Origin of the sequence: Serratia sp. CY31944, from assembly GCF_052169175.1 — a bacterium.
In the GTDB taxonomy this organism is placed as follows: domain Bacteria; phylum Pseudomonadota; class Gammaproteobacteria; order Enterobacterales; family Enterobacteriaceae; genus Serratia; species Serratia sarumanii.
In genome coordinates this window covers 134,811-160,081 of the sequence record NZ_JBJNLG010000012.1, presented here as the reverse complement: position 1 = coordinate 160,081, position 25,271 = coordinate 134,811, and the positions used below count along the sequence as shown (strand labels likewise).

Here is a 25,271-nt window from a genome sequence, read left to right as displayed (position 1 = left end):
TGGGGGGATGGTAATTGTTACAGATGATGGTAAGCGTTGGAAAAGAGTGTTTTCAAACGATGAGCCTATTTTAGGCAGTTATTTTGGTTTGATGTGTAGAACTAACACGGCAATATAAGAAAGCTCTCATGTTTCCCTCGACGCTAAATGATTCATGATTCATTCTATCATGGTGTTTTACAAGGAGTATTATAATATGATTGACCTGTATTACGCGCCTACTCCCAATGGTCACAAGATCACCTTGTTTTTGGAAGAGGTCGGCTTACCCTACCGTATCCATCGCGTAAACATCAGCGCCGGCGAGCAGTTCAAACCGGACTTTCTGAGCATTTCTCCCAACAACAAAATCCCGGCGATCGTCGATCAGCAACCGGTGGACGGCGGCGAGCCGATCAGCCTGTTCGAGTCCGGTGAAATCCTGCTGTATCTGGCGGAGAAGACCGGCAAACTGCTGAGCAAGGGCCTGCGCGAACGCGCCGCCACCCTGCAGTGGCTGTTCTGGCAGGTGGCCGGGTTCGGGCCGATGCTCGGGCAGAATCATCACTTCAACCACTACGCGCCGCAGCCGGTGCCTTACGCCATTGAGCGCTACCAGCTGGAAACCAAACGGCTGTATGGCGTGCTGGAAGCCGAACTGCAAAAACACCCGTACCTGGGCGGCGACAACTACAGCATCGCCGATATCGCCACCTACCCGTGGGTGGTGTCGCATCCGCGCCAGCGCATCGATCTGGCGGATTACCCGGCGGTGCGCAACTGGTTCGAACGCATCAGCAACCGCCCGGCGACCGAGCGCGCCTATAAGCTGGCCGAACAGGGCTAAGTGCCTCCCCGACTCCCCGCCACCGGGGAGTCACATCGTCCCTGCGTTATCATTTCCCTACTTTCCGTGTATTCTGAACGCCAATAATCAGACCTATGGAGAATCTCTGATGTCTTTCAGTCAACCCGACGCCGTTATTCGCATTAAAAATCTGCGGCTGCGCACGTTCATCGGTATCAAGGAAGAGGAAATCAACAACCGACAGGACATCCTGATCAACGTGGTGATCCACTACCCGGCGGACAAGGCGCGCAACAGCGAAGACATCGCCGATGCGCTCAACTACCGCACCATCACCAAAGCGATCATCCGCCATGTGGAAGATAACCGTTTCGCGTTGCTGGAAAAATTAACGCAGGATGTGCTCGATATCGTAAAAGAACACGCCTGGGTGACCTATGCTGAAGTGGAGATAGATAAACTTCTGGCTCTGCGCTACGCCGATTCTGTCTCCATGACCATGAGCTATCGCAGGGACTAACTCAGGGAGGTCGACCATGCGGATCCTGATCACCGGCGCAACGGGATTGATCGGCAGCAGCCTGACGGCCAGGCTGCTGGCGCTTTCTCACCATATTACGGTACTGACGCGAGACGAACGGCGGGCTCGGGCCCGGCTCGGCGACCAGCCGAGCTATTGGCGCACGCTGGACGACCGGCAGTCGCTGGATGACTTCGATGCGGTGATCAATCTGGCGGGCGAACCTATCGCCGACAAGCGCTGGAGCGCACAGCAGAAGCAGCGGCTGTGTCATAGCCGCTGGGATCTGACCGAACGCTTGGCGCAGCTGATCAAGGCCGGCAGCACGCCGCCCGGCGTGCTGATTTCCGGTTCCGCCGTTGGCTACTACGGCGATCAGGGGCAGGCGGTGGTCACCGAAGAGGAGCCGCCGCACGACGAATTCACCCACCAGCTGTGCCAACGCTGGGAAGCGCTGGCGCTGCAGGCGCAGAGCGACGCTACCCGCGTCTGCCTGCTGCGCACCGGCGTGGTGCTAGCGCCGCAGGGCGGCGCGCTGGCCAAAATGCTGCCGCCGTTCCGCTTCGGGCTGGGCGGCCCGATCGGCGACGGCCGCCAATACCTGCCGTGGATCCATCTCGACGACATGGTCAACGGCATTATTTATCTGCTGGATCACGCCACGCTCACCGGCCCGTTCAACATGGTCGCCCCCTACCCGGTGCATAACGAGCAGTTCGCCGCCCAATTGGCCAACGTGCTCGATCGCCCGGCGTTTCTGCGGGTGCCGGCGTTCGTCATGCGTTTGTTGATGGGGGAAGCGGCGGTGCTGGTGCTCGGCGGCCAGCGGGCGGTGCCGAAGCGGCTGGAGGAGGCCGGCTTCCACTTCCGCTATCTGGAGCTGGAGCAGGCGCTGGATGACGTGATTAATCAGCGGGCCGAAGCCCGCTGATCTGAAGTTACTTCAACGCGCCGGACAGGAACTGTTGCAGGCGCGGACTTTTGGGGTTACCGAACAGCTCGGCCGGCGGCCCCTGTTCTTCAATCAACCCTTTATGCAGGAAGATCACGTGGTTGGAAACGTGGCGCGCAAACTCCATTTCGTGCGTCACCACCACCATGGTTTTCCCCTCCTCCGCCAGCTTCTGCATGATGCGCAGCACCTCGCCCACCAGCTCGGGATCCAGCGCCGACGTCGGTTCGTCGAACAGCAGCACTTCCGGCTCCATCGCCAACGCGCGGGCGATAGAGACGCGCTGCTGCTGGCCGCCCGACAGGTGCACCGGGTATTTGCCGCGCGCCCGCTCATCGATGCCCACCTTATCCAGATAACGCACCGCGCGCTCGTGCGCGTCGGCCTTGCTCAGCCCCAGCACCTGCACCGGCGCCTCCATCACGTTCTCCAGCACCGTCATGTGGCTCCACAGGTTGAAATGCTGGAACACCATGGTCAGGCGGGTGCGCAGCAGCTGCAGCTGCTTCTTGTCGAACACCTTCAGCTGGCCGTCTTTGTCGCGCACCATGCGGATGTCTTCGTTGTTCAGGCTGATCGAGCCCTCGCTCGGCTTCTCGAGGAAGTTGATACAGCGCAGAAAGGTGCTTTTGCCGGAGCCGGAGGAGCCGATGATGCTGATCACATCCCCGGCGTTGGCCGCCAGCGAGACGCCCTTCAGCACTTCGTGGTCGCCATAGCGTTTGTGCAGTTCGGTGACGGCTAATTTATTCTCAGACATGGTTTTTCTTCCCGTCATTTATCAGTGACTAACGTGTGCCATCCAGCGTTTTTCAGCCTTGCGGAACAGGCTGATTAACACGTAGGAGATGATCAGGTACAACACCGCCGCGATGCCGAAAGCGTAAAACGGCTGATAGGTCGCGGCATTGATGTCGCGCGCAATCTTCAGCAGATCCGGCACGGTGGCGGTAAACGCCAGCGCGGTGGAGTGCAGCATCAGGATCACTTCGTTGCTGTAGGCCGGCAGCGCGGTGCGCAGCGCCGAAGGCAAAATGATGCAGCGATACATCTTGAAGCGCGAGAAACCGTAGGCGTTGGCGGCCTCGATCTCACCGTGCGGCACCGAGCGGATCGCCCCGGCGAAGATCTCGGTGGTATAGGCGCAGGTGTTGAGCGTCAGCGCCAGGATGGTGCAGTTGAGCCCGCTGCGGAAAAACGCATTGAGAAACTCGCTGCCGCGCACGATCTCGAGGCTGTACATGCCGGAGTAGAACACCAGCAGCTGCACGTACAGCGGCGTGCCGCGAAACACGTAGGTATAGAGCCACACCGGGAAACGCACCCAGCGGATGGAAGAGACGCGCGCCACCGCCATCGGGATCGCCAGCAGCCCGCCCATCACCACCGAAGCGATCAGCAGCCACAGCGTTACCGCCACGCCGGTGAAGCGGTAGCCGTCGCTCCACAGCAGCGACTGCCAATACTGTTGCAAAATCTCGATCATAGCTCGGCCCTCTTGACGCCCAGTGAGTAACGCCGTTCAAGCCACAGCAGCACGCCGTTGGAAACGGTCGTGAAGATCAGGTACACCACGCCGGCCACGATGGCGAAGAAGAACGGCTGATAGGTGCCTTTCCCCGCCAGCTGCGTGGCTTTCACCACGTCGTTCAGGCCGAGGATCGACACCAGCGCCGTCGCCTTCAGGATCACCTGCCAGTTGTTGCCGATGCCCGGCAAGGCGAAACGCATCATCGCCGGGAACAGAATGCGCCGGAAGATCTGTGCGCCGCTGAAGCCGTAGGCCGTCGCCGCTTCGATCTGCCCTTTCGGCACCGCCAGATAGGCGCCGCGGAAGGTCTCGGTAAAATAAGCGCCGTAGATAAAACCGAGGGTAATGATACCGGCGCCGAGCGGATCGATATCGATCTGCGAGAAGCCCAGCAGCGTAGTGATATTGTTCAGCGCGATTTGCAGACCGTAAAAGATCAGCAGCATCAGCACCAGATCGGGCACGCCGCGGATCAACGTGGTGTAAGCGCCGAACAGGCCGGAAATAAGGGGGTTGTGGGAGAGTTTGCCGCCGGCGCCGATCAATCCGATCACCACCGCCAACAATACGGAACTGAGGGCCAACTCCAGCGTCACCAGAGCCCCCTCGAAAATCAGTTGGGAATAGCCTTGCAGCATCTACTTCACCCTGTGGTCTAGGATCCGAACCATCGGGGCCGGCACACCGGCCCCGCAGTCACAGCATGGAACGGTTAGCGGATTACCCGCCGTAGACGTCAAAGTCGAAGTACTTTTTCGCGTATTTATCGTAGGTGCCGTCTTTGCGCATTTCGGCGAAGGCTTTATCCAGCGCGGCTTTCAGCTCGGTATCGGCTTTGCGCAGCCCCATGCCGGTGCCGACGCCGAAGAATTTGTCATCCTTCACCGATTCGCCGGCGAACGCGTAGTCTTTGCCCGGCGGCTGTTTCAGGAAGCCGTCGCTGCCCGCCACTTCATCCTGGAAAGCGGCGTCGATGCGCCCGGACGCCAGATCGGCGTAGACCAGATCCTGGTTCTGGTAAGGCACCACCGTGACGCCCTTCGGCTGCCACATGGCGTTGGCGTAGGCTTCCTGGGTGGTGCCCTGCAGCACGCCCACGCTCTTGCCTTTCAGGGCGTCCACGGTAGGCAACAGCTTGGAGCCCTTCGGCGCGATCAGACGCGCGTTGGCGGCATACAGCTTGTCGGTAAAGGCGATTTCCTGCTGGCGTTTTTCAGTGATGGACAGCGAAGAGATGATGGCGTCGATTTTCTTCGCCTTGAGGGATGGGATCAGCGCGTCAAAGTCGCTCTCCACGAAGGTGCATTGGGTATTTATGCGTTTGCACAGCTCTTTGGCCAAATCGATATCGAAGCCGACCAGCTCGCCTTTGGCGTTTTTGGATTCAAACGGCGCATAAGTCGGATCGGTGCCGATCTTCAATGTCGATGGGATAGCGGCGAATGCGCTGTTTGCGGCCGCCAAAGCCAAGACTAAAGGAAGAACCTTAACCAGCTTTTTCATAAATTACCCTCAAATTGATTTTTTTGATGCCACTACGGGCATTACTTTTCCCCACCAAATCAATTTGCAGTAATCGTGCCACATTAGGTGCTACGGGCGGAGGGAACGGCTCCGGCCTTCACAATACTGTTTCCTGGGACGATAACCGCAAAATTAAATCGGCCGCTCGGGGCCGCGCCACTGGCAGCCGCGACAAGGCGGCGCCATGAAACAGTGAACGTGATGAAGTAGGATCATTATGGTGCATGCGCCGCCCTAATTCAGTGCGGTGTTGCACAAATGTACCAATTTGGGGATGAAAATGTTAACTAACGCCCTGCCAACGGGTGAACAGATCGGCAGGCAGTTCAATATCAAACTGATCGATCACCCGATTGACGGTCTGATCGATGATGTCTTCCACGCTTTTCGGCTGGTGATAAAACGCCGGCACCGGCGGCATGATCACCGCCCCCATCTCCGCCGCCTGGGTCATCAACCGCAGGTGACCCAAATGCAGCGGCGTTTCCCGCACGCACAGCACCAAACGGCGGCGCTCTTTGAGCACCACGTCGGCGGCGCGAGTCAGCAGCCCGTCGCTGTAACTGTTGACGATGCCGGACAGCGTTTTGACTGAGCATGGCAGGATCGCCATGCCCAGGGTTTTGAAGGAGCCGGAGGAAATGCCGGCGGCGATGTCGCGCGCATCGTGCACCACGTCGGCCAGCGCCTGCACTTCCCGCAGGCTGTACGGCGTTTCCAGCGCCAGCGTCTGTCTTGCCGCGTTGCTCATCACCAGATGGGTTTCCACCTCTGCGACGTCGCGCAGAACCTGTAACAGGCGCACGCCGTAGATGGCGCCGCTGGCGCCGGAAATGCCGATGATGAGTCGTTTCATGGAAAATGGCCTCTGCCGTAAAAAGTAAGATCAGGCAGACTTTGCCGCAATGGCGAGGGATAAGCAAGTCAGAGGAGCAAGGCGCACCGCCGCAGACGCGGCGATGCACCCTGATGGATCAACGCAGGCGGTTAGCCTTCGTTATGCAGTTCCAGATTTTCCGCTTCGGTTTGCACCCGCAGCGCCTTGGCGTCGTCGCTGCGCAGCGACTCCAGGTATTCCAGATAGCTTTGGTCGACGTCTTTGGTCACGTAGATGCCGTTGAACACCGAGCATTCGAACTGGGTGATGTCCGGGTTCTCTTCGCGCACCGCTTCGATCAGATCGTCCAGATCCTGGAAAATCAGCCCATCGGCGCCGATAATCTGGCGGATTTCATCCACTTCGCGCCCGTGGGCGATCAGTTCGTTGGCGCTCGGCATGTCGATGCCGTAAACGTTCGGGAAACGCACTTCCGGCGCGGCGGAAGCCAGGTACACCCGCTTGGCGCCCGCTTCGCGCGCCATCTCGACGATCTGTTCCGACGTGGTGCCGCGCACGATGGAGTCATCCACCAGCAGCACGTTCTTGTCGCGGAACTCGGCGCGATTGGCGTTCAGCTTGCGGCGCACCGACTGACGACGCGCCTGCTGGCCCGGCATGATGAAGGTGCGGCCGACGTAGCGGTTCTTCACAAAGCCCTGGCGATATGGCTTCTCGAGAATGCGCGCGATCTCCAGCGCGATGTCGCAGGAGGTTTCCGGAATCGGGATCACCACGTCGATGTCCAGATCTTCCCACTCGCGGGCAATCTTCTCGCCCAGCTTCTGGCCCATGCGCACGCGGGCGCTGTAGACCGAGATCTTGTCCATAAAGGAGTCCGGGCGCGCGAAATAAACGTATTCGAACAGGCACGGGTTGGTTTTCGGGTTCTCTGCGCACTGGCGGGTGAACAGCTGGCCCTTGGTGGTGATATACACCGCTTCGCCCGGCGCCACGTCGCGCAGGAACTCAAAGCCCAGGGTATCCAGCGCCACGCTTTCGGAAGCCACCATGTACTCGCTGCGGCCATCCTCCAGCGTGCGCTTGCCGATCACCAGCGGGCGAATGCCGTTCGGATCGCGGAACGCCAGCAGACCGTGGCCGATGATCATCGCCACGCAGGCGTAAGCGCCGCGCAGTTGCTGATGCATGGCGGCGACCGCGGTAAAGATGTTGTCGGCCTCCAGCGGGTAGTGCGGGAAACGGTCCAACTCGCTGGCCAGCACGTTCAGCAGGATTTCCGAGTCGGAGGTGGTGTTGACATGGCGGCGGCCGCTTTCGAACAGCTTTTGGCGCAGCTCATGGGCGTTGGTCAGGTTGCCATTGTGGGCCAGCGTAATGCCAAACGGCGAGTTGACGTAGAAAGGCTGGGCCTCAGAGGCGCTCGAGCTGCCGGCCGTCGGGTAACGCACATGGCCAATACCCATGTTGCCCTGCAAGCGTTGCATATGGCGCGCCTCAAACACATCCTTCACCAGGCCGTTGGCTTTACGCAAACGGAACCCGTTGTGGGCGTCAATGGTGACGATGCCTGCGGCATCCTGGCCACGGTGCTGAAGCACCGTCAGCGCATCATAAATCGACTGGTTTACCGGCATGAAACCGGCGATACCGACAATACCGCACATGTTGTCTTTTCCTCATCAGCGCTACCGCCCCGGCAATTGGGTCGGCAAGAAACTCGACGTGCTCTGCAGGTAGTCAAAGAACCACCTGATGACGTAACTGAACTGGGGAATGAGCTGCGACTGTTTCCAGTCGGCACTCTGTGAAAAGCCGGTAAAGGTATCCAGGAAGAACAGGATCGCCGCGACGATCAATACTCCGCGCAGCGCGCCGAAGCAGATGCCCAGCACCCGGTCGGTGCCCGACAACCCGGTTTTCTCTACCAGTGAGCTAATCACATAGTTAACAATAGCCCCTACGATCAACGTCGCGATGAACAAAATCGCGATCGCGATGCCGTTTCGCACCAGTTCATCTTCAAAACGAGTGAAATAGACCGCAAGGTAAGAGTAGAAATGGCTGGCAACAAAAAACGCACATCCCCATGTCACAAGTGACAATGCTTCGCGAACAAACCCTCGGATCAGGCTCACCAGAGCCGAAAATCCAATTACCGCTATAATGACGTAATCAATCCAGACCATGAACTATTCCAATGATGAATCGCCCCTGCATCCAATTCGCGGCGAATTCTAACAGAAAAAGAAAACGTTTGCGTAGGGGATTTCCTACCACGTTACAAATAAAAAGCGGCGATCAAAAAATTCCCAATCGCCGCGCCTACATAGGTGATTTCGCCTGTAAAAGGCGCGGTTTTTCTCGCTTTCTCTCCACCACTCCTTCATTCAGGGGCGCATCCTGCTGCGCCCCTGCGGGGTTTTAACGGCCGTACGGCTTCACCTGCCCGCTCAGCCCGCTGATCGAGTTCAGCGACGGCAGCGCCGCCTGCAGCTTCTGCCTGGAGGCGTCCGGGCCGACGTAGATGCGGGTGATCTGCCCCTGCACCGGCGTTGACGGTACGGTAAAGGCGCGATAGCCCGAGAGCCGCAGCGAGGCGACAATCTCGTTCGCCTTGGCGGCGTTTTTCAACGCCCCGAGCTGCACGACATAGGCTTGCCCGGCCGGCGCTTTTTCTTCCGCCGGTTTCGGCTGCGGCGCCGGCTCAGGTTTCGGCGTCGGCTCCGGCTTCGGCACCGGCTTCACTTCCACCGGCTTCGGTTGCGGTGCCGGTTTCGGTTTCACTTCCACCGGTTTCGGCTTGGGCTGCGGCACCGGCTGAGGACGCGTCTCGACCGGCGGCGGCACCACCTGCGTCGGCTGCTGAGCGCTCTGCCGTACCGCCTGTTGCGCCGCCGCTTCATTGGCCGCCTGCTGCTCGACCAGCGCGCCCGCCCCTTCCGGCGGCTGCGCCGGCAGCGGTTGCGTCACCGGCGGCAGCACGTCGTTCTCTTCGACATCGCCCGGTTTCGGCACCAACGGAATGGCCGCAAATTCATCCTCGTAATGCTTCTTTTTGCCGTCCAGCAGCCCTGGCAGGATGATCACCCCCAGCGCCACCAGAATCACGGTTCCGACCAGTCGGTTCTGAAATTTACTCGCCACTCACACTCCCCGCATCTCGTCTAACGCCGCCATCACCTGCGCCACGGTGTGGAACGATCCACAGACGATCACAATATCCTGTTTATCAGCATCCTGCATAGCCTGCCGCCAGGCAGTTTCGACATCATTAAAGCGGCGCGGTTCCGTCAGATGTTGCGCCAGCTGTTCGACGCTGGCGCCGCGCGGCCCGTCGAGCGGCGCGCAGTACCATTCATCCACCTGCTCGCTCAGGCAGGCCAGCGTGCCGGCGATATCCTTGTCCGACAGCATGCCCACCACCGCGCGCACCTTGCCGCCTTCGCGCGGCAGTTTGGCCAGACGCCCGGCCAGATAGCCGGCGGCGTGCGGGTTGTGCGCCACGTCGAGGATCAGCGTCGGCTCCCGCCGCACGATCTGGAAACGCCCCGGCAGCGTCGCCTGCTGCAGCCCGGTGAAGATCGCGCGTTCGTCGATTTCCAGCGGGGAGCAGTTCAGCGCCGCCAGCGCGGTAGCGGCGTTGGCCAGCGGCACGTTCGGCGTCGGCAGATCCGTCAGCAGTGTGTCGCCGCCCTGCCACTGCCAGCGATCGCCCTGCTCGCTGAAGCTCCAGGCTTCGCCGCGGCGATACAGCGGCGCGCCCAGCGTTTCGGCAACCTGACGAATGCTGTCCGGCATGTCGGGTTCGCCCACCACCGCCGGCTTGCCGCTGCGGAAAATGCCGGCCTTCTCGCGGCCGATGCTTTCGCGATCGTTGCCCAGCCAGTCGGTGTGATCGAGCGCGATGCTGGTGATCACCGCCACGCTCGGATCGACGATGTTGGTGGCGTCGAGACGCCCGCCCAGGCCCACTTCCAGGATCACCACGTCGAGCCGCGCCTGTTTGAACAGCTGCAGCGCCGACAGGGTGCCGAATTCGAAATAGGTCAGCGACGTTTCGCCGCGGCCGGCCTCAATGGCGGCGAACGAGCGGCTGTGCTCCGCTTCGCTCAGCTCTTCCCCCTGAATGCGCACGCGTTCGGTATAGCGCACCAGATGCGGCGAACTGTAGACGCCGACGCGCAGGCCGGCGGCCAGCAGAATGGCTTCGAGGGTGCGACAGGTGGTGCCTTTGCCGTTGGTGCCGGCAACGGTGAACACCGTGGGGGCGGGGGTCAGTAAATCCAGATGCGCCGCGACGCGCTGTACGCGCTCAAGGCCGAGTTCGATCGCCTGGCTGTGCAGACGTTCCAGATAATAAAGCCACGAGCTCAATGGCGACGTGGCTTGAGGAATTTGGTGGTTTTGCATGAGTCCCATCACTGAACTTGGGTTCATTAATCCATCAGGGCACCACCCTCACCGCGGTAAAGGCGATGCGCTTCGTGACTGCCGCCAGCCTGCAAACCGCAGCGAGATAGGCCACGGCCGGCAGGGAACGGGCATCAGCCGTCACTTAGCCACAAAGTGGCGGCTGAACCCGGGCGGGATCTGTCTTTGCCTCAGGCGTCGGCCTGCGGCTCCGGCTCAATGACCGGCGCGGCCTCATCGAAATGCGGCTGCGGCTGGTTGGTCAGCTTGGACAGAATGCTCGCCAACGTTTGGCGCATTTCCGGACGGCGAACGATCATGTCGATCGCGCCTTTTTCGATCAGGAACTCGCTGCGCTGGAAGCCCGGTGGCAGTTTCTCGCGCACGGTCTGCTCGATGACGCGCGGGCCGGCAAAGCCGATCAGCGCCTTCGGCTCGGCGATGTTGATGTCGCCCAGCATCGCCAGGCTGGCGGAAACGCCGCCCATGGTCGGGTCGGTCAGCACGGAGATGTACGGCAAGCCGCGCTCCTGCATCTTGGCCAACGCCGCGCTGGTTTTCGCCATCTGCATCAGCGACATCAGCGCTTCCTGCATGCGCGCGCCGCCGCTGGCGGAGAAGCACACCAGCGGACAGTTGTCCTCCAGCGCCTGCTCAACCGCACGCACGAAACGCGCGCCGACCACGGAAGACATCGAGCCGCCGATGAAGGCGAATTCGAAGGAGGCGGCGACGATCGGCATGCCGTACAGCGTGCCCTTCATCACCACCAGCGCGTCTTTCTCGCCGGTCGCTTTCTGTGCGGCGACCAGACGATCTTTATAGCGCTTGGAATCCTTGAATTTCAGAACGTCCTTCGGCTCCAGATCGCTGCCCAGCTCCACTTCGCTGCCTTCGTCCAGCAGGGTATGCAGGCGCGCGCGCGCGCCCATACGCATGTGGTGGTCGCACTTCGGACACACTTCCAGATTACGCTCCAGCTCGGCGCGGTAGAGGACCTGGCCGCAGCTGTCGCATTTGGTCCAGACCCCTTCAGGAATGCTCGCCTTACGGGTTTGTGTGATATTGCTCTTGTTAAGAATTCGTTCAATCCAGCTCATCGATGACCTTTCTGTTTGAACCTGGCACACGCCAGTCCGCTGTTCATGCTTTAACAATCCCCCTGAAAACACCCCAATGAAAAAATGCCCGTTCGCGGCGCGGCAAGCGCGGCGACTGAGGCATCGGCTTCAGGGTTGTTCGCAGGAACAGACCATAATGTCGCTCATTAAACCATATCGGCCCGACGCTGTGGACAAAAAACTGGTCGAACCGACAGGTTAAGCAATGTTTTTACTGTTTTTGCTGGCGGGCGGCCGCGCGCTTGTGGCGCCAAATTTCAATCACGCCCGGCAGAATCGAAACGATGATGATCCCGACGATCAACAGTTTCAGGTTCTCCTGCACCACCGGCAGATCGCCGAACAGGTAGCCAGCATAAGTGAAGAGCAGCACCCAAACCAGTGCGCCAATCACGTTGTAGGCGGCGAAGTGGCGATAGGACATATGCCCCATACCGGCGACGAACGGCGCAAAAGTACGCACGATCGGCACAAATCGCGCCAGAATAATCGTTTTTCCACCGTGCTTCTCATAGAACTGGTGCGTCTTGTCCAGGTAGCTGCGGCGGAAAATTTTCGAATTCGGGTTGCTGAACAGCTTCTCGCCGAACAACCGCCCGATAGTGTAGTTCACCGCATCGCCGAGGATCGCCGCCACCACCATCAACGCCACCATGGTGTGCACGTTCAGATCGTTGGTCGGCAACGCCGCCAGCGCGCCGGCGACAAACAGCAAAGAATCCCCCGGCAGGAACGGCGTCACCACCAGACCGGTTTCGCAAAACAGGATCAGGAACAGAATAGCGTAGACCCACATGCCGTATTGTGCGACCAGTTCGGCCAGGTGCACATCAATATGCAGAATGAAATCAATAATAAACTTGATGATGTCCATAAATTCTCTCATTGATACCGGGTGTTTCAATCACCCGGCAGAAGCACAAGGGAGCGACGCGTTCAGGCGTGCCGGCGTTTAATCGTCGGGCAAAAACAGCGGCCCCATCGGCGGCCGCGGTAGACCAAAGTGGTCGGGATAATCCACGGCAACCAGATACAGCCCCTCGGCTCGCGCCGTCGCCGCCGCCAGATTGCGATCCTTCAACGCCAACAATTCGGCCATCCAGTTCTCATCCTGATTGCCGCAGCCGATCTCCATCAGGCTGCCGACGATGTTGCGAACCATGTGATGCACAAAGGCATTCGCCTTGATATCTACCACAATATATTCGCCGTAGCGCGTAACCTTAACGTGTTTTACGCAGCGCCACGGGGTGCGCGACTGGCACTGCACCGCGCGAAACGAAGTGAAGTCGTTCTCGCCCAGCAGCGCCTGCGCCGCCCGGTGCATGCGATCGGCGTCCAGCGGGTGATAAAAGTGCGTCACCCCCTGTTGCAGCACCGCCGGCCGGTAGCGATGGTTGAAAATAATGTAGCGGTAGCGGCGCGCGGTGGCGCTGAAGCGCGCATGGAAATCGTCGGCGACGGGGCTCACCCAGCGCACCGCGATGTCCGGCGGCAGATGGGTGTTCACCCCCATCGTCCAGGCGGCGTCCTTGCGGCGCGCGGTGGTTTCGAAATGCACCACCTGCCCGGTGGCGTGCACTCCGGCGTCGGTGCGCCCGGCGCACAGCACGCTAATCGGCGCATCCGCCACCTTGCTCAACGCCTGCTCCAGGCGTTGCTGCACGCTGGCCACTTCTTGCTGCCGCTGCCAGCCGTAGTACCGGCTGCCGTCATATTCGATGCCCAGCGCGATCTTCAGCGTCGGCTGAGCGGGCGAGACCACCTCAGACATCAGTACATCTGCTCCTGCACCAAACGCTCGGCGGTTTCGACAGCCATCAACGCGCCGCCGAAGCGCACATTGTCCGCCACCGTCCAGAACTGCAGCAGTTCGGGGATGCCGTAATCGTTACGCAGACAACCGATGCTGAGCGCATCGCTGCCGGAGGCGTCGGTGACCTGAGTCGGGTAATCGTCCTCTTCGCTCAGCTGAATGTCCTCGACCTCTTCCAGCTCGCTGCGCGCCTCTTCGGCGGACAGCGGGCGCAGCGCTTCCAGGTGCACCACCTGCGCGTGGCCGTAAAACACCGGCGACTGAACGCAGCTCACCGAAATCGGCAGCCCTTCATCCTGCAGCACCTTGCGCACCTGATCGACGATCAGGCGTTCTTCGCGCACGCTGCCCTGCTCGTCGGCAATCAGCGGCAACAGGTTGAACGCCAGCTGCTTACCGAAAACGCCTTCCTCGGCCGGGATGCCGTTCAGCAGGCGTGCGCTCTGGCCGGCCAAGTCGTCCACCGCCGCCTTGCCGCGCGACGATACCGACATCAGCGTGGTGACATGCAGGCGCGACAGCCCCGCCTGTTCGGTCAGCGGTTTGATCGCCGTCAGCAGCTGGCTGACCATGCTGTCGGCCACCGCCACAATATTGCGGTTGCGGTAATCCGCCAGCACCTGCGGGTTAACGCCCGGCACCACCAGCGGCACATCCGGCTCCATGGCGAACAGGCCGCTGGTGTCGATCACCAGGCAGCCCATGTTGCCGGCTTCTTCGGCATAGCGCGCGGAAGCGTCGCTGCCGGCGACGAAGAAGGCCAGCTGCGCCTGCGACCAGTCGAACTCTTCGGCGTTTTGCACCAAAAGAGACTTGCCGTTAAAGCGCACATTGGCGCCCGCGCTGCGTTCGCTTGCCAGAGGATAGAGCTCACCCACCGGGAACTGGCGTTCCTGCAACAATTCCAGCAACGCTTCACCTACCGCGCCAGTGGCGCCGAGCAGCGCGATATTCCAGCCGTCAGACATCGGGTTTTCTCCAGAGTATTTCATTCATAAATGCAGACGGGCAGTGCAGCCACCGCCCGATAATCTTTGCCGCTCACTGTAGCGGCGTTGGCTTAAGACAACCTTATGCGCTACGCCACGCTGAAGCCCAGCTTGCCGAGCAGCTCGGCGCTGGCGCTGTCATCGCATTGCACGGCCAGCGAAGACCACTCGCGGCGTTCCTGGTAGTGCTTGCGCAGGCGATCGAATTCGCCCGGTTGCCCGGCGACTTTGCGCAGCGGCGCATCATCGCGGCGCACATCATACACCAAGTGCATCAATCGTTTTAACCGCGCTTCATCCAGCGGCCCGTTGAGGCGGATCTGGCTGAACTCCGGTACCGGCAGCAGCGAGGCCAACGCCACCTGCTGCGGCTGCCCCAGATGGCGGCTGAACGCTTCGAACACCTGAGTGGTGCCGCGCGCCTTGCCTTCCAGCGTATACCCGGCGATGTGCGCGGTGCCGATATCCACCCGCGCCAGCAGCGGCAAGGAGAGATCCGGCTCCGGTTCCCACACGTCCAGCACCGTGCTCAGCTTTTTGCCTTTTTCCAGCGCCTGCAGCAGCGCGACGTTGTCCACCACCGGCCCGCGGCAGGCGTTGATCAGAATGCGGTTGTCAGGCAGCGCCGCCAACAGCTCGGCGTCCGCCAGATGCAGCGAATGGTAAGGGCCGGATTTATTCAGCGGCGTATGGAAGGTCAGCACGTCGGCCTCGGCCACCAGCTTCTCCAACGGCCAGAATTCCCCGGCGTCGCCGCGATCGGCGCGCGGCGGATCGCACAGCAGCGTGCGCACGCCCAGCGCCTTGAGGCGCGCGTCCAGGCGCGAACCGACGTTGCCCACGCCGATGATGCCGACGGTTTTATCCCGCAGGTGGAAGCCGTCGCGCTCGGCCAGCAGCATCAAGGCTGAGAACACATACTCGACCACCGCGATGGCGTTGCAGCCCGGCGCGGCGGAAAAGCCGATGCCCTGCCGTTGCAGCCAGGCGTCATCGACGTGATCGGTGCCGGCGGTGGCGGTACCGACAAAGCCGATGCGGCTGCCGGCCAGCAAGGCTTCATTGACCTTGGTGACCGAACGCACCATCAGCGCATCGGCATCCGCCAGCGCCTCGCGCGGGATCGGGCGGCCCGGCACCGCCTGCACGTCGCCCAGGCGGCTGAACAGCTCGGCCGCGTACGGCATATTTTCATCAACCAGAATTTTCACTGCGTTCTCCGACGGTTTACGGCTATTTGTCTGCGAAATAGTGTGCCACTGAATCATGCACGGCGAAAGCGCTCAGGGGTGGTGCCGGCGATCTGCTGGAACATGACGATAAAGGCCGACGCGGAGCTGTAGCCGACGTCCAGCGCCACGTCCTGCACCGTCTTGCCCTGCTCGAGCAGCGACACGGCGTGCAGGAAACGCAGACGCTGGCGCCATTCGCTGAACGACATGCCCAGATCCTGCTGGCAGCGGCGCGACAGCGTACGCTCGGTGGTGTAGACCCGAGCCGCCCACGCCGCCAGCGAGGTGTTGTCCGCCGGGCAATGTTCCAACGCTTCCAGCACCGGCGCCAAAAACTTGTCGTCCGACGACGGCAGATAGGTTTGCTGGCGCGGCGACAGGCGCAGCTGGTCGATCAGCACCTGGCACAGGCGCAAATCCTCCTCCGCCTGCGGAATGTACTGCTTGCGCGCATAGAAATCCTCGGCGATAGCGCGGAAGATTGGCGTCACGCTCACCAGGCAAGGGTCGGCCGGCATGCCGGCGCACAACGCCGGCGTGATGTCCACCATGCGGCACTGCGCCAGCCGTTGGTTGTAACAGGAGTGTTCGATGCCCGCCGGCGCCCACAGCACGAACTCCGGCGGCGCCAGAAAGCGCTGCCCGCCGATGCGCAGCACCATCACCCCGGCTTTAACCCACATCAACTGGCCCCAGGTGTGGCTGTGCGGCTGGAATTCGGTGCGCGCATTGAACTCCTCGCAGCGGAACTGCACCGGGTTGGGTGCCGGGATCAGCGACTCGGGGAAATGGCGGATTTCTGGCATGGTTTCGTCCCGTGATTTGTCTTGTTTACGCCAATTTTTGTCTGAATATCGCTATATATGATAAACCGGACACGCGTAGACTAGCCAGCATGTTGGACGTTATTGAGAATAATTATCATGAATATGCTCTTCCCGCTGTTGGCCGTGCTGATTTGGTCGATTAACGCCGTCGTCAGCAAACTCTCCGCCACCGCCATCGATCCGGCGGCCATCTCGCTCTACCGCTGGCTGCTGGCGCTGATTGCCCTGACGCCGTTCGTGCTGCCGGGCGTGCTGCGCAACTGGGCGCAGGTGCGCGCCAACTGGTGGAAGCTGATGATCCTCGGCCTGCTGGGCATGGTGCTGTATCAAAGCCTGGCCTATTACGCGGCGCACAGCGTCAGCGCACTGTTTATGGGCATCATCGTGTCGCTGATCCCGCTGCTGACCATCCTGATCAGCATCGTGCTGCTGCGCATTGCACCGACCGTCGGCGTACTGCTCGGCAGCATACTCTCCTTCGGTGGTTTGATCTGGCTGGTCAGCGGCGGCCAGCCCGGCGTGCTGCTGCAGCACGGTATCGGCAAGGGGGAATTGATGATGCTGCTCGCCACCGCCTCTTACGCGCTGTATGGCGTGTTGACCAAACGCTGGGCCATCGCGCTGCCGAACTGGCAATCGCTGTACGTGCAGATCCTGTTCGGCGTGCTGCTGCTGCTGCCTAATTTCCTGATGGCGCAGGATGTCGGCTTGAACGGCCATAACCTGCCGCTGGTGCTGTTCGCCGGCATTCCAGCTTCGATCATCGCCCCGTTCCTGTGGATCCAAGGCGTGATGCGCTTGGGCGCCAACACCGCCTCGATCTTCATGAACCTGGCGCCGGTGTTTACCGCCGCTATCGCCGTGCTGTTCCTGCATGAGCAGTTGCACGGTTACCATCTGATCGGCGGCGGCATCACACTGCTGGGCGTTATCCTGTCGCAGCGGCTGCGCACGCCGCTGACGCGTAAAGCCAAAGCCCCGGCGGCCAACGTCGAGTCCTGCAAAGAACAGGCTTAAGGCAGCAACCTGAAGCGCACCCGCACCAACAGGCCGCCCAGCGCGGCGGAGCTCAGCAGCTCCGGGCGGGTGCCGTGATAGGCGGTGATGTCCTTCACCAGCGCCAACCCCAGGCCGGCGCCCGGCTGATCGCCCACGTTGTCCAGCCGGTGAAACGGCTGCAGCGCCAGCGCCTTATCCTGCAAGGCGATGCCGGGGCCGCTGTCTTCAATCTCCAGCACGCCTTCCCCCGCCGCCTTATCCTGAGTGAGGCGGGCGGTCACTATCCCCTGACGCGGCGTGTATTTCAGCGCATTGTCCAGCAGATTGGCGCACAGTTCGGCCAACAGCAGCGGCTCCCCCGCCACCTGACACGCCGCCTCGCCTTCGAAACCCAGATCGATCTGTTTGCTGCGCGCCTGCGGCAAGCGGGAAAAGCAGGCGTCGCGCAGCACCTGCGCCAGATTGACCGGCTGTAGCTGGCGCTCGGCCTGGTGCTCGCTGGCCTTCAGACGTGAGAGGTGCAGCAGGCGATCGGTCAGCGCCACGGTATTATCCAGCGTCGCGCTCATCGCCTGCAGGCTTTCACGCCACTGCTGCGGCCGATCGCTGGCCAGCGCCACCCCAACCTGAGTCTTCAACACCGCCAGCGGCGTGCGCAGCTGGTGGGAGGCGTCGGCGCTGAAACGTTCCTGACGCGCCACCATCAGCCGCAGCCGTTCGATGTAACGATTGAACGCCACCAGCAGCGGCTGCATCTCCGACCACGGCAATACCCGCGGCAAGGGCGTCAGCTCACCCGGATCGCGCCGCAGCATGATGCCGGAGAGTTTACGCATCGGTTTCAACACCCGCTTGAGCAGCGCGAACGCCAGGATCAGGGTCAACACCACCACCGTGCCCTGGCTCAACAGCGCCGCGATCATCATCTGCCGCGCCAGGTAACGGCGCGACTCCAGGGTTTCCGCCACCAAAATGGTCGCCATGCCGCTCACCCCCGACTCGTTGACCGGTTGAAACAGCGCCGCCACGCGGATCGGCCGGCCGAGGTATTCCGCATCGTAAAAATGCACCAGCGCCGGGTAGAGCGTGGAGCGCGGGATATGGGGCGGCAAAGGCGGCAAATCGTCATAGCCCGAAATGCTTTTCCCCTGCGGCGAAATCACCTCGTAATACAGCTGATCGTTCATGTTGCGCTCGAAGCTGTCGAGCACCACATAGGGCACATCGACCGCCAGCTTGCCTTCGCGCACCACCAGCCGCTCCGCCACGGTGCGCGCCGACGCCAGCAGCGTGCGATCGTAAGCCAGGGTGGCGGCGCTCATGGCGCTGAAATAGTGGGTGTAGATAGAGATGCCGCCCAACGCCAGCAACGGCAGGCCAAAAAACAGCAGCAGTTGATAGAACAGCGAACGCGGCGCGTTAAACCACCGCATTGCACAGCTCCAGGCTGTAGCCCAGGCCGCGCAGCGTGACGATCGCCACGTCGCTGCCCTGCAGCTTTTTCCGCAGGCGGTGTACGTAAAGCTCGATGCTCTCCGGGTTGGCTTCGTCGGACAGCGTAAACACCTGTTCGAACAGCTGTTGCTTGGCCACCGGGCGGCCGCGCCGGTGCATCAGCGCGGTCAGCACCGCCAGTTCGCGCGGCGTCAGCGCCAGCGGCTTGCCCTCCAGCAGAAAATAGCCTTCGTCGTGATAGGTCAACGCGCCGTACTGCAACGCCGGCTGCGGGGCGCCGACGCTGCGGCGCAGCAGCGCCCGGATGCGCGCTTCCAGCTCGTCCAGTTCGAACGGCTTAGTGAGGTAATCGTCCGCCCCCAGATTCAGGCCTTTCACCCGGTCGGCCACGTCGGTGCGTGCCGTCAGCAGCAGCACCGGCAGATCCTGCCCGCGCTTGCGCAGGCGCGCCAGCAAATCCAGGCCGTTCATACGCGGCAGCGCCACATCCAGCACCGCGAGCGCATAGCGTTCGTTGAGCAGCAGGTGATCCGCCGCCACGCCGTCCGGGGCGACGTCAACGGCAAAGCCGGCGCCGGTCAGCGCCTTTTGCAACCAGTGAGACAGCTCGGGGTGATCTTCAACCAATAACAGTCGCATGTTCCCATTCCATTGATTTACCTGAACAACCTGGCGCCGACACGGCACCTGTTAACAGGCCGATAACAGAGAATGGCATGGAAAATAAGGGGATAAAAGAGCGCCGCGCCGCCAGTTTTGGGAGCTGGCACACAATTATGCGTATGGGGCGCGATCGCAGGCCGGTGTCAGATCAGCGGAATGGGGCTATCGGCAACGGCGATGTCCAGCACCGGGCGCAGTTTGTCGGCGGTAAACGGTGAAGAAACCAGCACGGAGCGGTTGTTGACGGCAAACACCAGATCGATGCCGGTCACGCAGGCGGTCATCTGGCAAGCATATTTTTCACCGTCGGCGTTGACAAAATGCAGCTCAAAAACGCCAACGTCGGCACGCAGTCGCTTTAAACGGCACTGCCCGGTTTTTCCCGTCATTTCAGCGTAAACCTCAGGCAACCGTTTAATCGCACCTACTTTGGCGCTGTCCCTGCCACCAAACAATTTCCCTAACGAAAACATATCACTGCGTCTCTATTCATTTCACCGATCGTGATTTTATCGCGAAAGCAGAACGGCAAACCTGATATTACGCAGGATTTTGCCCGGTTTTGCGCCCTGTTCTTGCCCGCTTTTCTATGGTAGCGCATCCGTTATTTGCCGGCGACAAGAGACCCTAATCACAGACTGGAAACTTTTCCGGCCACTGAAAGGTAAATGAAAGGTTGTTGTTTTAACAATCCTGCAACCGCACCCGGCGGGATTTCACAATCAGAACAATACCGAGGGCAAGTCACAATGAAAAAAATAATGACCCGTACCTTTACCGCCGCCGCCCTGCTGCTGGCAGCCAATCAGGCCTTTGCCGTGGAAGCGCCCAAACGCACCGAATGCATCGCGCCGGCCAAGCCCGGCGGCGGCTTCGATCTGACCTGCAAGCTGATTCAGGTGTCGCTGCAGGACACCAAGGCCATCGATAAACCGATGCGCGTCACCTATATGCCCGGCGGCGTCGGCGCGGTGGCCTACAACGCCATCGTCGCGCAGCGCCCGGCGGAGTTCGGCACCGTGGTGGCCTTCTCCGGCGGTTCGCTGCTCAATCTGGCCCAGGGCAAGTTCGGCCGCTACAACGTGGACGACGTGAAATGGCTGGCGGCGGTCGGTACCGACTACGGCATGATCGCGGTGCGCGCCGACTCGCCTTACAAAACCCTGAAAGACCTGATGGACGCCTTCCAAAAAGATCCCAACAGCGTGGTATTCGGCGCCGGCGCCTCCATCGGCAGCCAGGACTGGATGAAAACCGCGCTGCTGGCGCGCGAAGTCGGCGTGGATCCGCGCAAGATGCGCTACGTGGCGTTCGAAGGCGGCGGCGAGCCGGTCACCGCGCTGCTCGGCAACCATATCCAGGCGGTCTCCGGTGACCTGAGCGAGATGGTGCCTTACCTGCAGGGCGACAAGATCCGCGTCCTGGCGGTGTATGCCGAGCAACGTTTGCCGGGCCAACTGGCCGACATTCCGACCGCCAAAGAACAGGGATACAGCCTGGTGTGGCCGATTATTCGCGGCTTCTACGTCGGGCCGAAAGTCAGCGATGAAGAGTATCAGTGGTGGATCGACACCTTCCAGAAAATGATGGCGACCGACGAATTCAAGCAGCAGCGCGATCTGCGCGGCCTGTTCGAATTCAACATGACCGGCAAAGAGCTGGACGCCTACGTGAAGAATCAGGTTGCCCAATACCGTGAGCAGGCGAAAGTGTTCGGCCTGGCCAAATAACCGCAGGGGAAAACCATGAGCGATCGTATTTTTGCCGGCTTTTGGCTGCTGCTGTGTATCGGCGGGCTGTTCATCGGCTGGGGCATCCAAAGCGAATACAGCTATGAACCGCTGGGGCCGCGCCCGTTCCCGCTGGCGATCCTCAGCCTGATGGCGCTGTGCTCGGCCCTGCTGTTGCTGCGCCGCCCGCAGGCGGTGGAGTGGCCGCACAACAAGGTGCTGCAGCGGCTGCTGGTGCTGGTGATCACCCTGGTGCTGTATGCCTGGGGCTTTGAATGGCTGGGCTTCCCGCTGGCGACCGCGCTGCTGACGTTCAGCATCGGCCTGCTGTTTCAGGCCAGCCTGCCGGCGGCGGCGATCTCCGGCGTCGTCATGGGCGCAGTGCTGTATTACGCCTTTGACCGCCTTCTTGATGTCACACTGCCGCTCGGCGCCTGGCTGAGCTAACGGGAGCGATGATGGATACCTGGATGTATTTGACCCAAGGGTTCGAAGTGGCGCTGGTGCCGCAGAACCTGATTATCGCCCTGATCGGCTGCTTCGTCGGCACCATCGTCGGCCTGCTGCCGGGCCTCGGGCCGATCAACGGCGTGGCGATCCTGCTGCCGCTGGCGTTTGCCCTCAAGCTGCCGGCCGAATCGGCGCTGATCCTGCTGGCGACGGTGTATATCGGCTGCGAGTACGGCGGGCGCATCTCGTCGATTCTGCTCAACGTGCCGGGCGACGCGGCGGCGATCATGACCGCGCTGGACGGCTACCCGATGGCGCAGCAGGGGCGCGCCGGCGTGGCGCTGTCCATCTCGGCGGTCAGCTCGTTCGTCGGCTCGATGATCGCCATCGGCGGCATCATCCTGTTCGCGCCGCTGCTGGCCCGCTGGTCGCTGGCCTTCGGCCCGGCGGAGTATTTCGCCCTGATGGTGTTCGCCATCGCCTGCCTCGGCAGCATGATGAGCCAGAACCCGCTGAAATCGCTGCTGGCGGCGCTGATCGGCCTGGGGCTGGCGACGGTGGGCGTCGATGCCAATACCGGCGTTTACCGCTTTACCTTCGACAGCGTGCACCTCTCTGACGGCGTGCAGTTTATCGTGGTGGTGATCGGCTTGTTCTCGGTCAGCGAAATCCTGCTGATGCTGGAAAGCACCAGCGCCGGACAAAAGCTGGTGCGTAAAACCGGCCGGTTGCTGTTCAACCGCAAAGAGGCGGCGCAGTGCGCAGGCCCTACCCTGCGCTCGTCGGTGATCGGCTTCTTCGTCGGCATTCTGCCGGGCGCCGGCGCCACTATCGCCAGCGCGCTGACCTACATGACCGAGAAGAAAATCAGCGGCAACAGCGACACCTTCGGCAAGGGCGACATCCGCGGCGTAGCGGCGCCGGAAGCGGCCAACAACGCCTCGGCCTGCGGTTCGTTCATTCCGATGCTGACGCTGGGGGTGCCGGGTTCCGGCACCACGGCGGTGATGATGGGCGCGCTGACGCTGTACAACATCACCCCCGGCCCGGCGATGTTCACCGAACAGCCGGATATCGTCTGGGGGCTGATCGCGGCGCTGCTGATCGCCAACGTCATCCTGCTGATCATGAACCTGCCGCTGGTCGGCCTGTTCACCCGCATGCTGACCATCCCGCTGTGGTTCCTGGTGCCGGCGATCGCCGCGGTTTCGGCGGTGGGGGTTTATGCGGTGCACAGCACCACCTTCGACCTGCTGCTGATGGTCGGGTTGGGCGTGTTCGGCTACATCCTGCGGAAAATGCACTTCCCGATGTCGCCGCTGATTCTGGGCTTCGTGCTGGGTGAGATGCTGGAGCAGAATCTGCGTCGCGCGCTGTCGATCAGCAACGGCGAGTTCGGCATCCTGTGGAGCAGCAGCATCGCGCAAACGCTGCTGGTGCTGGCGGTCGCGGTACTGGCGCTGCCGCCGCTGCTGCGCCTGATGCGCAAACGCCGCCAATCGGCGATCGAGGCCAAGGCCGAGTAACGCGAAACGGGCGGGGAATCCCCGCCCGTTGCGTTTAACGGCGCAAGGCCGCAATTCCCCTTTCCAACGCATCGATATCGCCATCGGCGAGCAGGGGCTGAATCCCCGTAAAGTCCGCCTCGGACAAGTCATAGAGGCGCAAGGCAAGCAACCGCGCGATGACCTCCGGCGCGAACCGCCAACGGATAAACCTCGCCGGATTACCGCCGACGATGGCATAAGGCTCAACATCGCCGGCCACCACGCTGCCGGCGGCGACGATCGCCCCCTCACCTATCGAGATTCCCGGCATCAGCATCGCCCGCATGCCGATCCAGCAACCGTCGCCCAGCCGGGTATCGCCTTTGGGGCGGTACGCCTGCTTGATGGTTGCCATAAACGGATACAGGCTCAGCCAGTCGATGCGATGGGTGTGATTGCCGCCCATCAGGATCACCGCTTCGGCCGCGATGCACACGTAATCGCCGATCAGCAGGCGGTCTATGTCGCCCAGCGGCTGCCATTGCCGGCTGACCGCGTCGCCGTGCAGATAGCGCACTACCGAGCGTTCGAAGCCGTTATCCCAACAGTCGCTGTAGTAGCTGTGGGTGCCTTTGACGATAATATTCGGGTTGGTCACCGTCTGATGCAGCAGCTCGGTGTTGGACCAGTGTTTTTCGGACATGGCGTATTCTCTGGTTACGGGAATAAAAGCCACGGAACGGAATGTCTGTGGCCGTGTTGTCGTTCACTCAACACGGCCATTCAAGCGATAAGCGCTCGTTTCAATCTCGGGTTATTCATCATTACGGCCCCTCTTGCGAGGCGTAATGGTAGCCGATCACGCCTCGGCGGTCTTGCTTTTCAACAGCAGCACCCCGCCCATCACCAGCGCACTGCCCAGCAGCTGCAGCTGATTCATGCTCTCCCCCAGCAGGAAATAGGCGATCACCGCGGTGAACACCAGCTCCAGCGACAGGATCAGGTTGGCCACCGCCAGCGGCAGCGTTTTCAGGCTGATATTGTACAGCCCGAAGCCCAGCAGCGTCGGCCCGGCGGCCAGCGCCAGCAGCAACAGCCAGCCGCTCCACTGAATGCCCTGCGCGCCGTGCGACAGGAACCACAGAGAGCCGGCCATGCCGTGGAACGCCGCCAGCGGGAACGCCGTCAACGCCGCGTTGAACACCAGCTGGTACAGCGCCGAAAAACCGAACACGTACAGGATGGTATTCCACACCGGATAGCCGCGTTCGCTGGCCACCCGCCCGCCGAGGGTATACAGGGTATAGCCGATGCCCGACAGCATCCCCACCAGCAGCCCCAACAGATCGAAGTGGCTGTTCCCCATGCTGTCGCCGTTGCTGACCAGGAAGCAACCGCCCAGGCTGATGGCGATCACCAGCAATTGGCGCAGCGTCAGGCGTTCGCTGTACATCACCCAGCCGAGGAACACGGTAAAACCCACCGAGCAGTAGGTCAGAATGGTCGCCACCGATGCGCCGTTCAGCGCCACCGACAGCGTCCACAGGCTGTTGAACAGCGCCAGCAGCAGCCCGTAAAGCGCGTAGAATGCCACCTGTTTACGGCGCAGGCGCGCCCACTGCGGTTTCACCAGCAACAGCAGCGGCAACAGCACCAGCGCCACCAGCGCCGCGCGCCAGAACGCCAGCACGAAGGTCGGCAGGTGATAGTACTCGGTCAGCGCGCGGATGATGATGGCGGTAAAGGCCAGCAGCATGGCGCTGATAATGGCGATGGCGTAACCCTGGCTGCTGCCCTGAAAAAGACGCGCGCCGGGCAGCGCCGGCCGGGCGGAAACGCCTGACGGTAATGACATGAGATCCTCGGAAAAATGGCGACATAAATGCTCAGGCGCACAGTGTAACGCGGCCATTTTTTCTCACTATAGCCACTTTGCG

At 61.4% G+C, this 25,271-nt stretch carries 27 protein-coding genes; 7 read left to right on the top strand and 20 right to left on the bottom strand.

Translation table 11 applies throughout. The annotated features are described in order from the left end of the window. The first annotated feature begins 196 nt into the window (after positions 1 to 196). The 3 genes from yfcG to ACJ8IN_RS14355 all read left to right on the top strand — a co-directional run bounded on the left by yfcG (position 197) and on the right by ACJ8IN_RS14355 (position 2,238). Positions 197 to 826, top strand: a complete 630-nt coding sequence (gene yfcG, locus ACJ8IN_RS14365) for a GSH-dependent disulfide bond oxidoreductase (protein WP_033653754.1) — start codon at positions 197 to 199, stop codon at positions 824 to 826. A gap of 109 nt (positions 827 to 935) precedes the next feature. Further along, a complete protein-coding gene (folX, locus tag ACJ8IN_RS14360) occupies positions 936 to 1,307 on the top strand; it encodes a dihydroneopterin triphosphate 2'-epimerase (RefSeq protein ID WP_033635340.1) in 372 nt (123 codons plus the stop codon). 16 nt (positions 1,308 to 1,323) lie between these two features. Then, positions 1,324 to 2,238: a TIGR01777 family oxidoreductase gene (locus ACJ8IN_RS14355; RefSeq protein WP_033648057.1), complete on the top strand. Its 915-nt coding sequence runs from the start codon at positions 1,324 to 1,326 to the stop codon at positions 2,236 to 2,238. A 7-nt stretch (positions 2,239 to 2,245) separates the two neighbouring features. Here the strand turns inward: ACJ8IN_RS14355 and hisP are convergent, their stop codons facing one another. From hisP to ACJ8IN_RS14280, 15 genes are all read right to left on the bottom strand, one after another. Then, positions 2,246 to 3,019: a histidine ABC transporter ATP-binding protein HisP gene (gene hisP / locus ACJ8IN_RS14350; RefSeq protein WP_004936098.1), complete on the bottom strand. Its 774-nt coding sequence runs from the start codon at positions 3,017 to 3,019 to the stop codon at positions 2,246 to 2,248. A 21-nt stretch (positions 3,020 to 3,040) separates the two neighbouring features. Next, on the bottom strand, positions 3,041 to 3,745 hold the full coding sequence (locus ACJ8IN_RS14345) for an ABC transporter permease (protein ID WP_033635343.1): 705 nt from the start codon (positions 3,743 to 3,745) through the stop codon (positions 3,041 to 3,043). Further along, positions 3,742 to 4,428, bottom strand: a complete 687-nt coding sequence (locus ACJ8IN_RS14340) for a histidine ABC transporter permease HisQ (RefSeq protein ID WP_033635345.1) — start codon at positions 4,426 to 4,428, stop codon at positions 3,742 to 3,744. The genes ACJ8IN_RS14345 and ACJ8IN_RS14340 overlap by 4 nt, the downstream gene beginning before the upstream one ends. An 82-nt stretch (positions 4,429 to 4,510) precedes the next feature. Then, on the bottom strand, positions 4,511 to 5,293 hold the full coding sequence (gene hisJ, locus ACJ8IN_RS14335) for a histidine ABC transporter substrate-binding protein HisJ (RefSeq protein WP_033635346.1): 783 nt from the start codon (positions 5,291 to 5,293) through the stop codon (positions 4,511 to 4,513). A gap of 304 nt (positions 5,294 to 5,597) precedes the next feature. Then, positions 5,598 to 6,170 carry a UbiX family flavin prenyltransferase gene (locus ACJ8IN_RS14330; protein WP_033635347.1) on the bottom strand — a complete coding sequence of 191 codons (573 nt, stop codon included), beginning with the start codon at positions 6,168 to 6,170 and terminating at the stop codon, positions 5,598 to 5,600. A 131-nt stretch (positions 6,171 to 6,301) separates the two neighbouring features. Next, the gene (purF, locus tag ACJ8IN_RS14325; RefSeq protein ID WP_019453742.1) at positions 6,302 to 7,819 is read right to left on the bottom strand and encodes an amidophosphoribosyltransferase; all 1,518 of its coding nucleotides are present in this window, start codon (positions 7,817 to 7,819) and stop codon (positions 6,302 to 6,304) included. 21 nt (positions 7,820 to 7,840) lie between these two features. After that, a complete protein-coding gene (gene cvpA / locus ACJ8IN_RS14320; protein ID WP_004936119.1) occupies positions 7,841 to 8,341 on the bottom strand; it encodes a colicin V production protein in 501 nt (166 codons plus the stop codon). A gap of 235 nt (positions 8,342 to 8,576) precedes the next feature. Continuing rightward, on the bottom strand, positions 8,577 to 9,299 hold the full coding sequence (gene dedD, locus ACJ8IN_RS14315; protein ID WP_193146472.1) for a cell division protein DedD: 723 nt from the start codon (positions 9,297 to 9,299) through the stop codon (positions 8,577 to 8,579). Then, positions 9,300 to 10,565 carry a bifunctional tetrahydrofolate synthase/dihydrofolate synthase gene (gene folC, locus ACJ8IN_RS14310; RefSeq protein WP_103829976.1) on the bottom strand — a complete coding sequence of 422 codons (1,266 nt, stop codon included), beginning with the start codon at positions 10,563 to 10,565 and terminating at the stop codon, positions 9,300 to 9,302. A gap of 191 nt (positions 10,566 to 10,756) precedes the next feature. Further along, a complete protein-coding gene (gene accD / locus ACJ8IN_RS14305; RefSeq protein WP_025303691.1) occupies positions 10,757 to 11,665 on the bottom strand; it encodes an acetyl-CoA carboxylase, carboxyltransferase subunit beta in 909 nt (302 codons plus the stop codon). Between the two features lie 232 nt (positions 11,666 to 11,897). Then, complete coding sequence (locus ACJ8IN_RS14300; RefSeq protein ID WP_019453745.1) at positions 11,898 to 12,560, bottom strand: DedA family protein; 663 nt, start codon at positions 12,558 to 12,560, stop codon at positions 11,898 to 11,900. Positions 12,561 to 12,638: 78 nt separating this feature from the next. Further along, the gene (gene truA, locus ACJ8IN_RS14295) at positions 12,639 to 13,460 is read right to left on the bottom strand and encodes a tRNA pseudouridine(38-40) synthase TruA (RefSeq protein ID WP_033635351.1); all 822 of its coding nucleotides are present in this window, start codon (positions 13,458 to 13,460) and stop codon (positions 12,639 to 12,641) included. Next, on the bottom strand, positions 13,460 to 14,470 hold the full coding sequence (locus ACJ8IN_RS14290; protein WP_060706712.1) for an aspartate-semialdehyde dehydrogenase: 1,011 nt from the start codon (positions 14,468 to 14,470) through the stop codon (positions 13,460 to 13,462). The genes truA and ACJ8IN_RS14290 overlap by 1 nt, the downstream gene beginning before the upstream one ends. Before the next feature lie 110 nt (positions 14,471 to 14,580). Then, positions 14,581 to 15,702 carry a 4-phosphoerythronate dehydrogenase PdxB gene (gene pdxB / locus ACJ8IN_RS14285; RefSeq protein WP_308325926.1) on the bottom strand — a complete coding sequence of 374 codons (1,122 nt, stop codon included), beginning with the start codon at positions 15,700 to 15,702 and terminating at the stop codon, positions 14,581 to 14,583. Positions 15,703 to 15,755: 53 nt separating this feature from the next. Beyond that, positions 15,756 to 16,529, bottom strand: a complete 774-nt coding sequence (locus ACJ8IN_RS14280; RefSeq protein WP_033635354.1) for an AraC family transcriptional regulator — start codon at positions 16,527 to 16,529, stop codon at positions 15,756 to 15,758. A gap of 117 nt (positions 16,530 to 16,646) precedes the next feature. Here ACJ8IN_RS14280 and ACJ8IN_RS14275 point away from each other — a divergent pair, with 117 nt between their 5' ends. Further along, positions 16,647 to 17,567: a DMT family transporter gene (locus ACJ8IN_RS14275; protein WP_033648062.1), complete on the top strand. Its 921-nt coding sequence runs from the start codon at positions 16,647 to 16,649 to the stop codon at positions 17,565 to 17,567. Here the strand turns inward: ACJ8IN_RS14275 and ACJ8IN_RS14270 are convergent. The 3 genes from ACJ8IN_RS14270 to ACJ8IN_RS14260 form a co-directional block, all read right to left on the bottom strand. Beyond that, positions 17,564 to 18,982 carry a sensor histidine kinase gene (locus tag ACJ8IN_RS14270; RefSeq protein ID WP_033635356.1) on the bottom strand — a complete coding sequence of 473 codons (1,419 nt, stop codon included), beginning with the start codon at positions 18,980 to 18,982 and terminating at the stop codon, positions 17,564 to 17,566. The genes ACJ8IN_RS14275 and ACJ8IN_RS14270 overlap by 4 nt on opposite strands. After that, positions 18,969 to 19,643, bottom strand: a complete 675-nt coding sequence (tctD, locus tag ACJ8IN_RS14265) for a transcriptional regulator TctD (protein ID WP_033648064.1) — start codon at positions 19,641 to 19,643, stop codon at positions 18,969 to 18,971. Before tctD ends, ACJ8IN_RS14270 begins: the two co-directional genes overlap by 14 nt. A gap of 167 nt (positions 19,644 to 19,810) precedes the next feature. Next, positions 19,811 to 20,056: a hypothetical protein gene (locus tag ACJ8IN_RS14260; RefSeq protein ID WP_223307145.1), complete on the bottom strand. Its 246-nt coding sequence runs from the start codon at positions 20,054 to 20,056 to the stop codon at positions 19,811 to 19,813. Positions 20,057 to 20,416: 360 nt separating this feature from the next. On the opposite strand from ACJ8IN_RS14260, the gene ACJ8IN_RS14255 reads away from it, so the two are divergent. From ACJ8IN_RS14255 to ACJ8IN_RS14245, 3 genes are read left to right on the top strand one after another with little or no spacing between them, the layout of a single operon-like run. Beyond that, on the top strand, positions 20,417 to 21,397 hold the full coding sequence (locus ACJ8IN_RS14255) for a Bug family tripartite tricarboxylate transporter substrate binding protein (RefSeq protein WP_033635359.1): 981 nt from the start codon (positions 20,417 to 20,419) through the stop codon (positions 21,395 to 21,397). A gap of 15 nt (positions 21,398 to 21,412) precedes the next feature. Further along, positions 21,413 to 21,844 carry a tripartite tricarboxylate transporter TctB family protein gene (locus ACJ8IN_RS14250; RefSeq protein ID WP_033635360.1) on the top strand — a complete coding sequence of 144 codons (432 nt, stop codon included), beginning with the start codon at positions 21,413 to 21,415 and terminating at the stop codon, positions 21,842 to 21,844. A gap of 11 nt (positions 21,845 to 21,855) precedes the next feature. Further along, the gene (locus ACJ8IN_RS14245; RefSeq protein ID WP_033648067.1) at positions 21,856 to 23,373 is read left to right on the top strand and encodes a tripartite tricarboxylate transporter permease; all 1,518 of its coding nucleotides are present in this window, start codon (positions 21,856 to 21,858) and stop codon (positions 23,371 to 23,373) included. A 34-nt stretch (positions 23,374 to 23,407) separates the two neighbouring features. Here the strand turns inward: ACJ8IN_RS14245 and ACJ8IN_RS14240 are convergent, their stop codons facing one another. Beyond that, the gene (locus tag ACJ8IN_RS14240; RefSeq protein WP_308325927.1) at positions 23,408 to 24,037 is read right to left on the bottom strand and encodes a CatB-related O-acetyltransferase; all 630 of its coding nucleotides are present in this window, start codon (positions 24,035 to 24,037) and stop codon (positions 23,408 to 23,410) included. 156 nt (positions 24,038 to 24,193) lie between these two features. Further along, positions 24,194 to 25,189, bottom strand: coding sequence for a DMT family transporter (locus ACJ8IN_RS14235; protein WP_048321839.1), 996 nt, complete (start codon positions 25,187 to 25,189; stop codon positions 24,194 to 24,196). Between the last annotated feature and the right edge of the window lie 82 nt (positions 25,190 to 25,271).

Bases quoted from the DNA above. Each gene is read 5' to 3' on its own strand.
- yfcG (WP_033653754.1), top strand. From the start codon at position 197: ATGATTGACCTGTATTACGCGCCTACTCCCAATGGTCACAAGATCACC.
- folX (WP_033635340.1), top strand. From the start codon at position 936: ATGTCTTTCAGTCAACCCGACGCCGTTATTCGCATTAAAAATCTGCGG.
- ACJ8IN_RS14355 (WP_033648057.1), top strand. From the start codon at position 1,324: ATGCGGATCCTGATCACCGGCGCAACGGGATTGATCGGCAGCAGCCTG.
- hisP (WP_004936098.1), bottom strand. From the start codon at position 3,019: ATGTCTGAGAATAAATTAGCCGTCACCGAACTGCACAAACGCTATGGC.
- ACJ8IN_RS14345 (WP_033635343.1), bottom strand. From the start codon at position 3,745: ATGATCGAGATTTTGCAACAGTATTGGCAGTCGCTGCTGTGGAGCGAC.
- ACJ8IN_RS14340 (WP_033635345.1), bottom strand. From the start codon at position 4,428: ATGCTGCAAGGCTATTCCCAACTGATTTTCGAGGGGGCTCTGGTGACG.
- hisJ (WP_033635346.1), bottom strand. From the start codon at position 5,293: ATGAAAAAGCTGGTTAAGGTTCTTCCTTTAGTCTTGGCTTTGGCGGCC.
- ACJ8IN_RS14330 (WP_033635347.1), bottom strand. From the start codon at position 6,170: ATGAAACGACTCATCATCGGCATTTCCGGCGCCAGCGGCGCCATCTAC.
- purF (WP_019453742.1), bottom strand. From the start codon at position 7,819: ATGTGCGGTATTGTCGGTATCGCCGGTTTCATGCCGGTAAACCAGTCG.
- cvpA (WP_004936119.1), bottom strand. From the start codon at position 8,341: ATGGTCTGGATTGATTACGTCATTATAGCGGTAATTGGATTTTCGGCT.
- folC (WP_103829976.1), bottom strand. From the start codon at position 10,565: ATGCAAAACCACCAAATTCCTCAAGCCACGTCGCCATTGAGCTCGTGG.
- accD (WP_025303691.1), bottom strand. From the start codon at position 11,665: ATGAGCTGGATTGAACGAATTCTTAACAAGAGCAATATCACACAAACC.
- ACJ8IN_RS14300 (WP_019453745.1), bottom strand. From the start codon at position 12,560: ATGGACATCATCAAGTTTATTATTGATTTCATTCTGCATATTGATGTG.
- truA (WP_033635351.1), bottom strand. From the start codon at position 13,460: ATGTCTGAGGTGGTCTCGCCCGCTCAGCCGACGCTGAAGATCGCGCTG.
- ACJ8IN_RS14290 (WP_060706712.1), bottom strand. From the start codon at position 14,470: ATGTCTGACGGCTGGAATATCGCGCTGCTCGGCGCCACTGGCGCGGTA.
- ACJ8IN_RS14280 (WP_033635354.1), bottom strand. From the start codon at position 16,529: ATGCCAGAAATCCGCCATTTCCCCGAGTCGCTGATCCCGGCACCCAAC.
- ACJ8IN_RS14275 (WP_033648062.1), top strand. From the start codon at position 16,647: ATGAATATGCTCTTCCCGCTGTTGGCCGTGCTGATTTGGTCGATTAAC.
- ACJ8IN_RS14270 (WP_033635356.1), bottom strand. From the start codon at position 18,982: ATGCGGTGGTTTAACGCGCCGCGTTCGCTGTTCTATCAACTGCTGCTG.
- tctD (WP_033648064.1), bottom strand. From the start codon at position 19,643: ATGCGACTGTTATTGGTTGAAGATCACCCCGAGCTGTCTCACTGGTTG.
- ACJ8IN_RS14260 (WP_223307145.1), bottom strand. From the start codon at position 20,056: ATGACGGGAAAAACCGGGCAGTGCCGTTTAAAGCGACTGCGTGCCGAC.
- ACJ8IN_RS14255 (WP_033635359.1), top strand. From the start codon at position 20,417: ATGAAAAAAATAATGACCCGTACCTTTACCGCCGCCGCCCTGCTGCTG.
- ACJ8IN_RS14250 (WP_033635360.1), top strand. From the start codon at position 21,413: ATGAGCGATCGTATTTTTGCCGGCTTTTGGCTGCTGCTGTGTATCGGC.
- ACJ8IN_RS14245 (WP_033648067.1), top strand. From the start codon at position 21,856: ATGGATACCTGGATGTATTTGACCCAAGGGTTCGAAGTGGCGCTGGTG.
- ACJ8IN_RS14240 (WP_308325927.1), bottom strand. From the start codon at position 24,037: ATGTCCGAAAAACACTGGTCCAACACCGAGCTGCTGCATCAGACGGTG.
- ACJ8IN_RS14235 (WP_048321839.1), bottom strand. From the start codon at position 25,189: ATGTCATTACCGTCAGGCGTTTCCGCCCGGCCGGCGCTGCCCGGCGCG.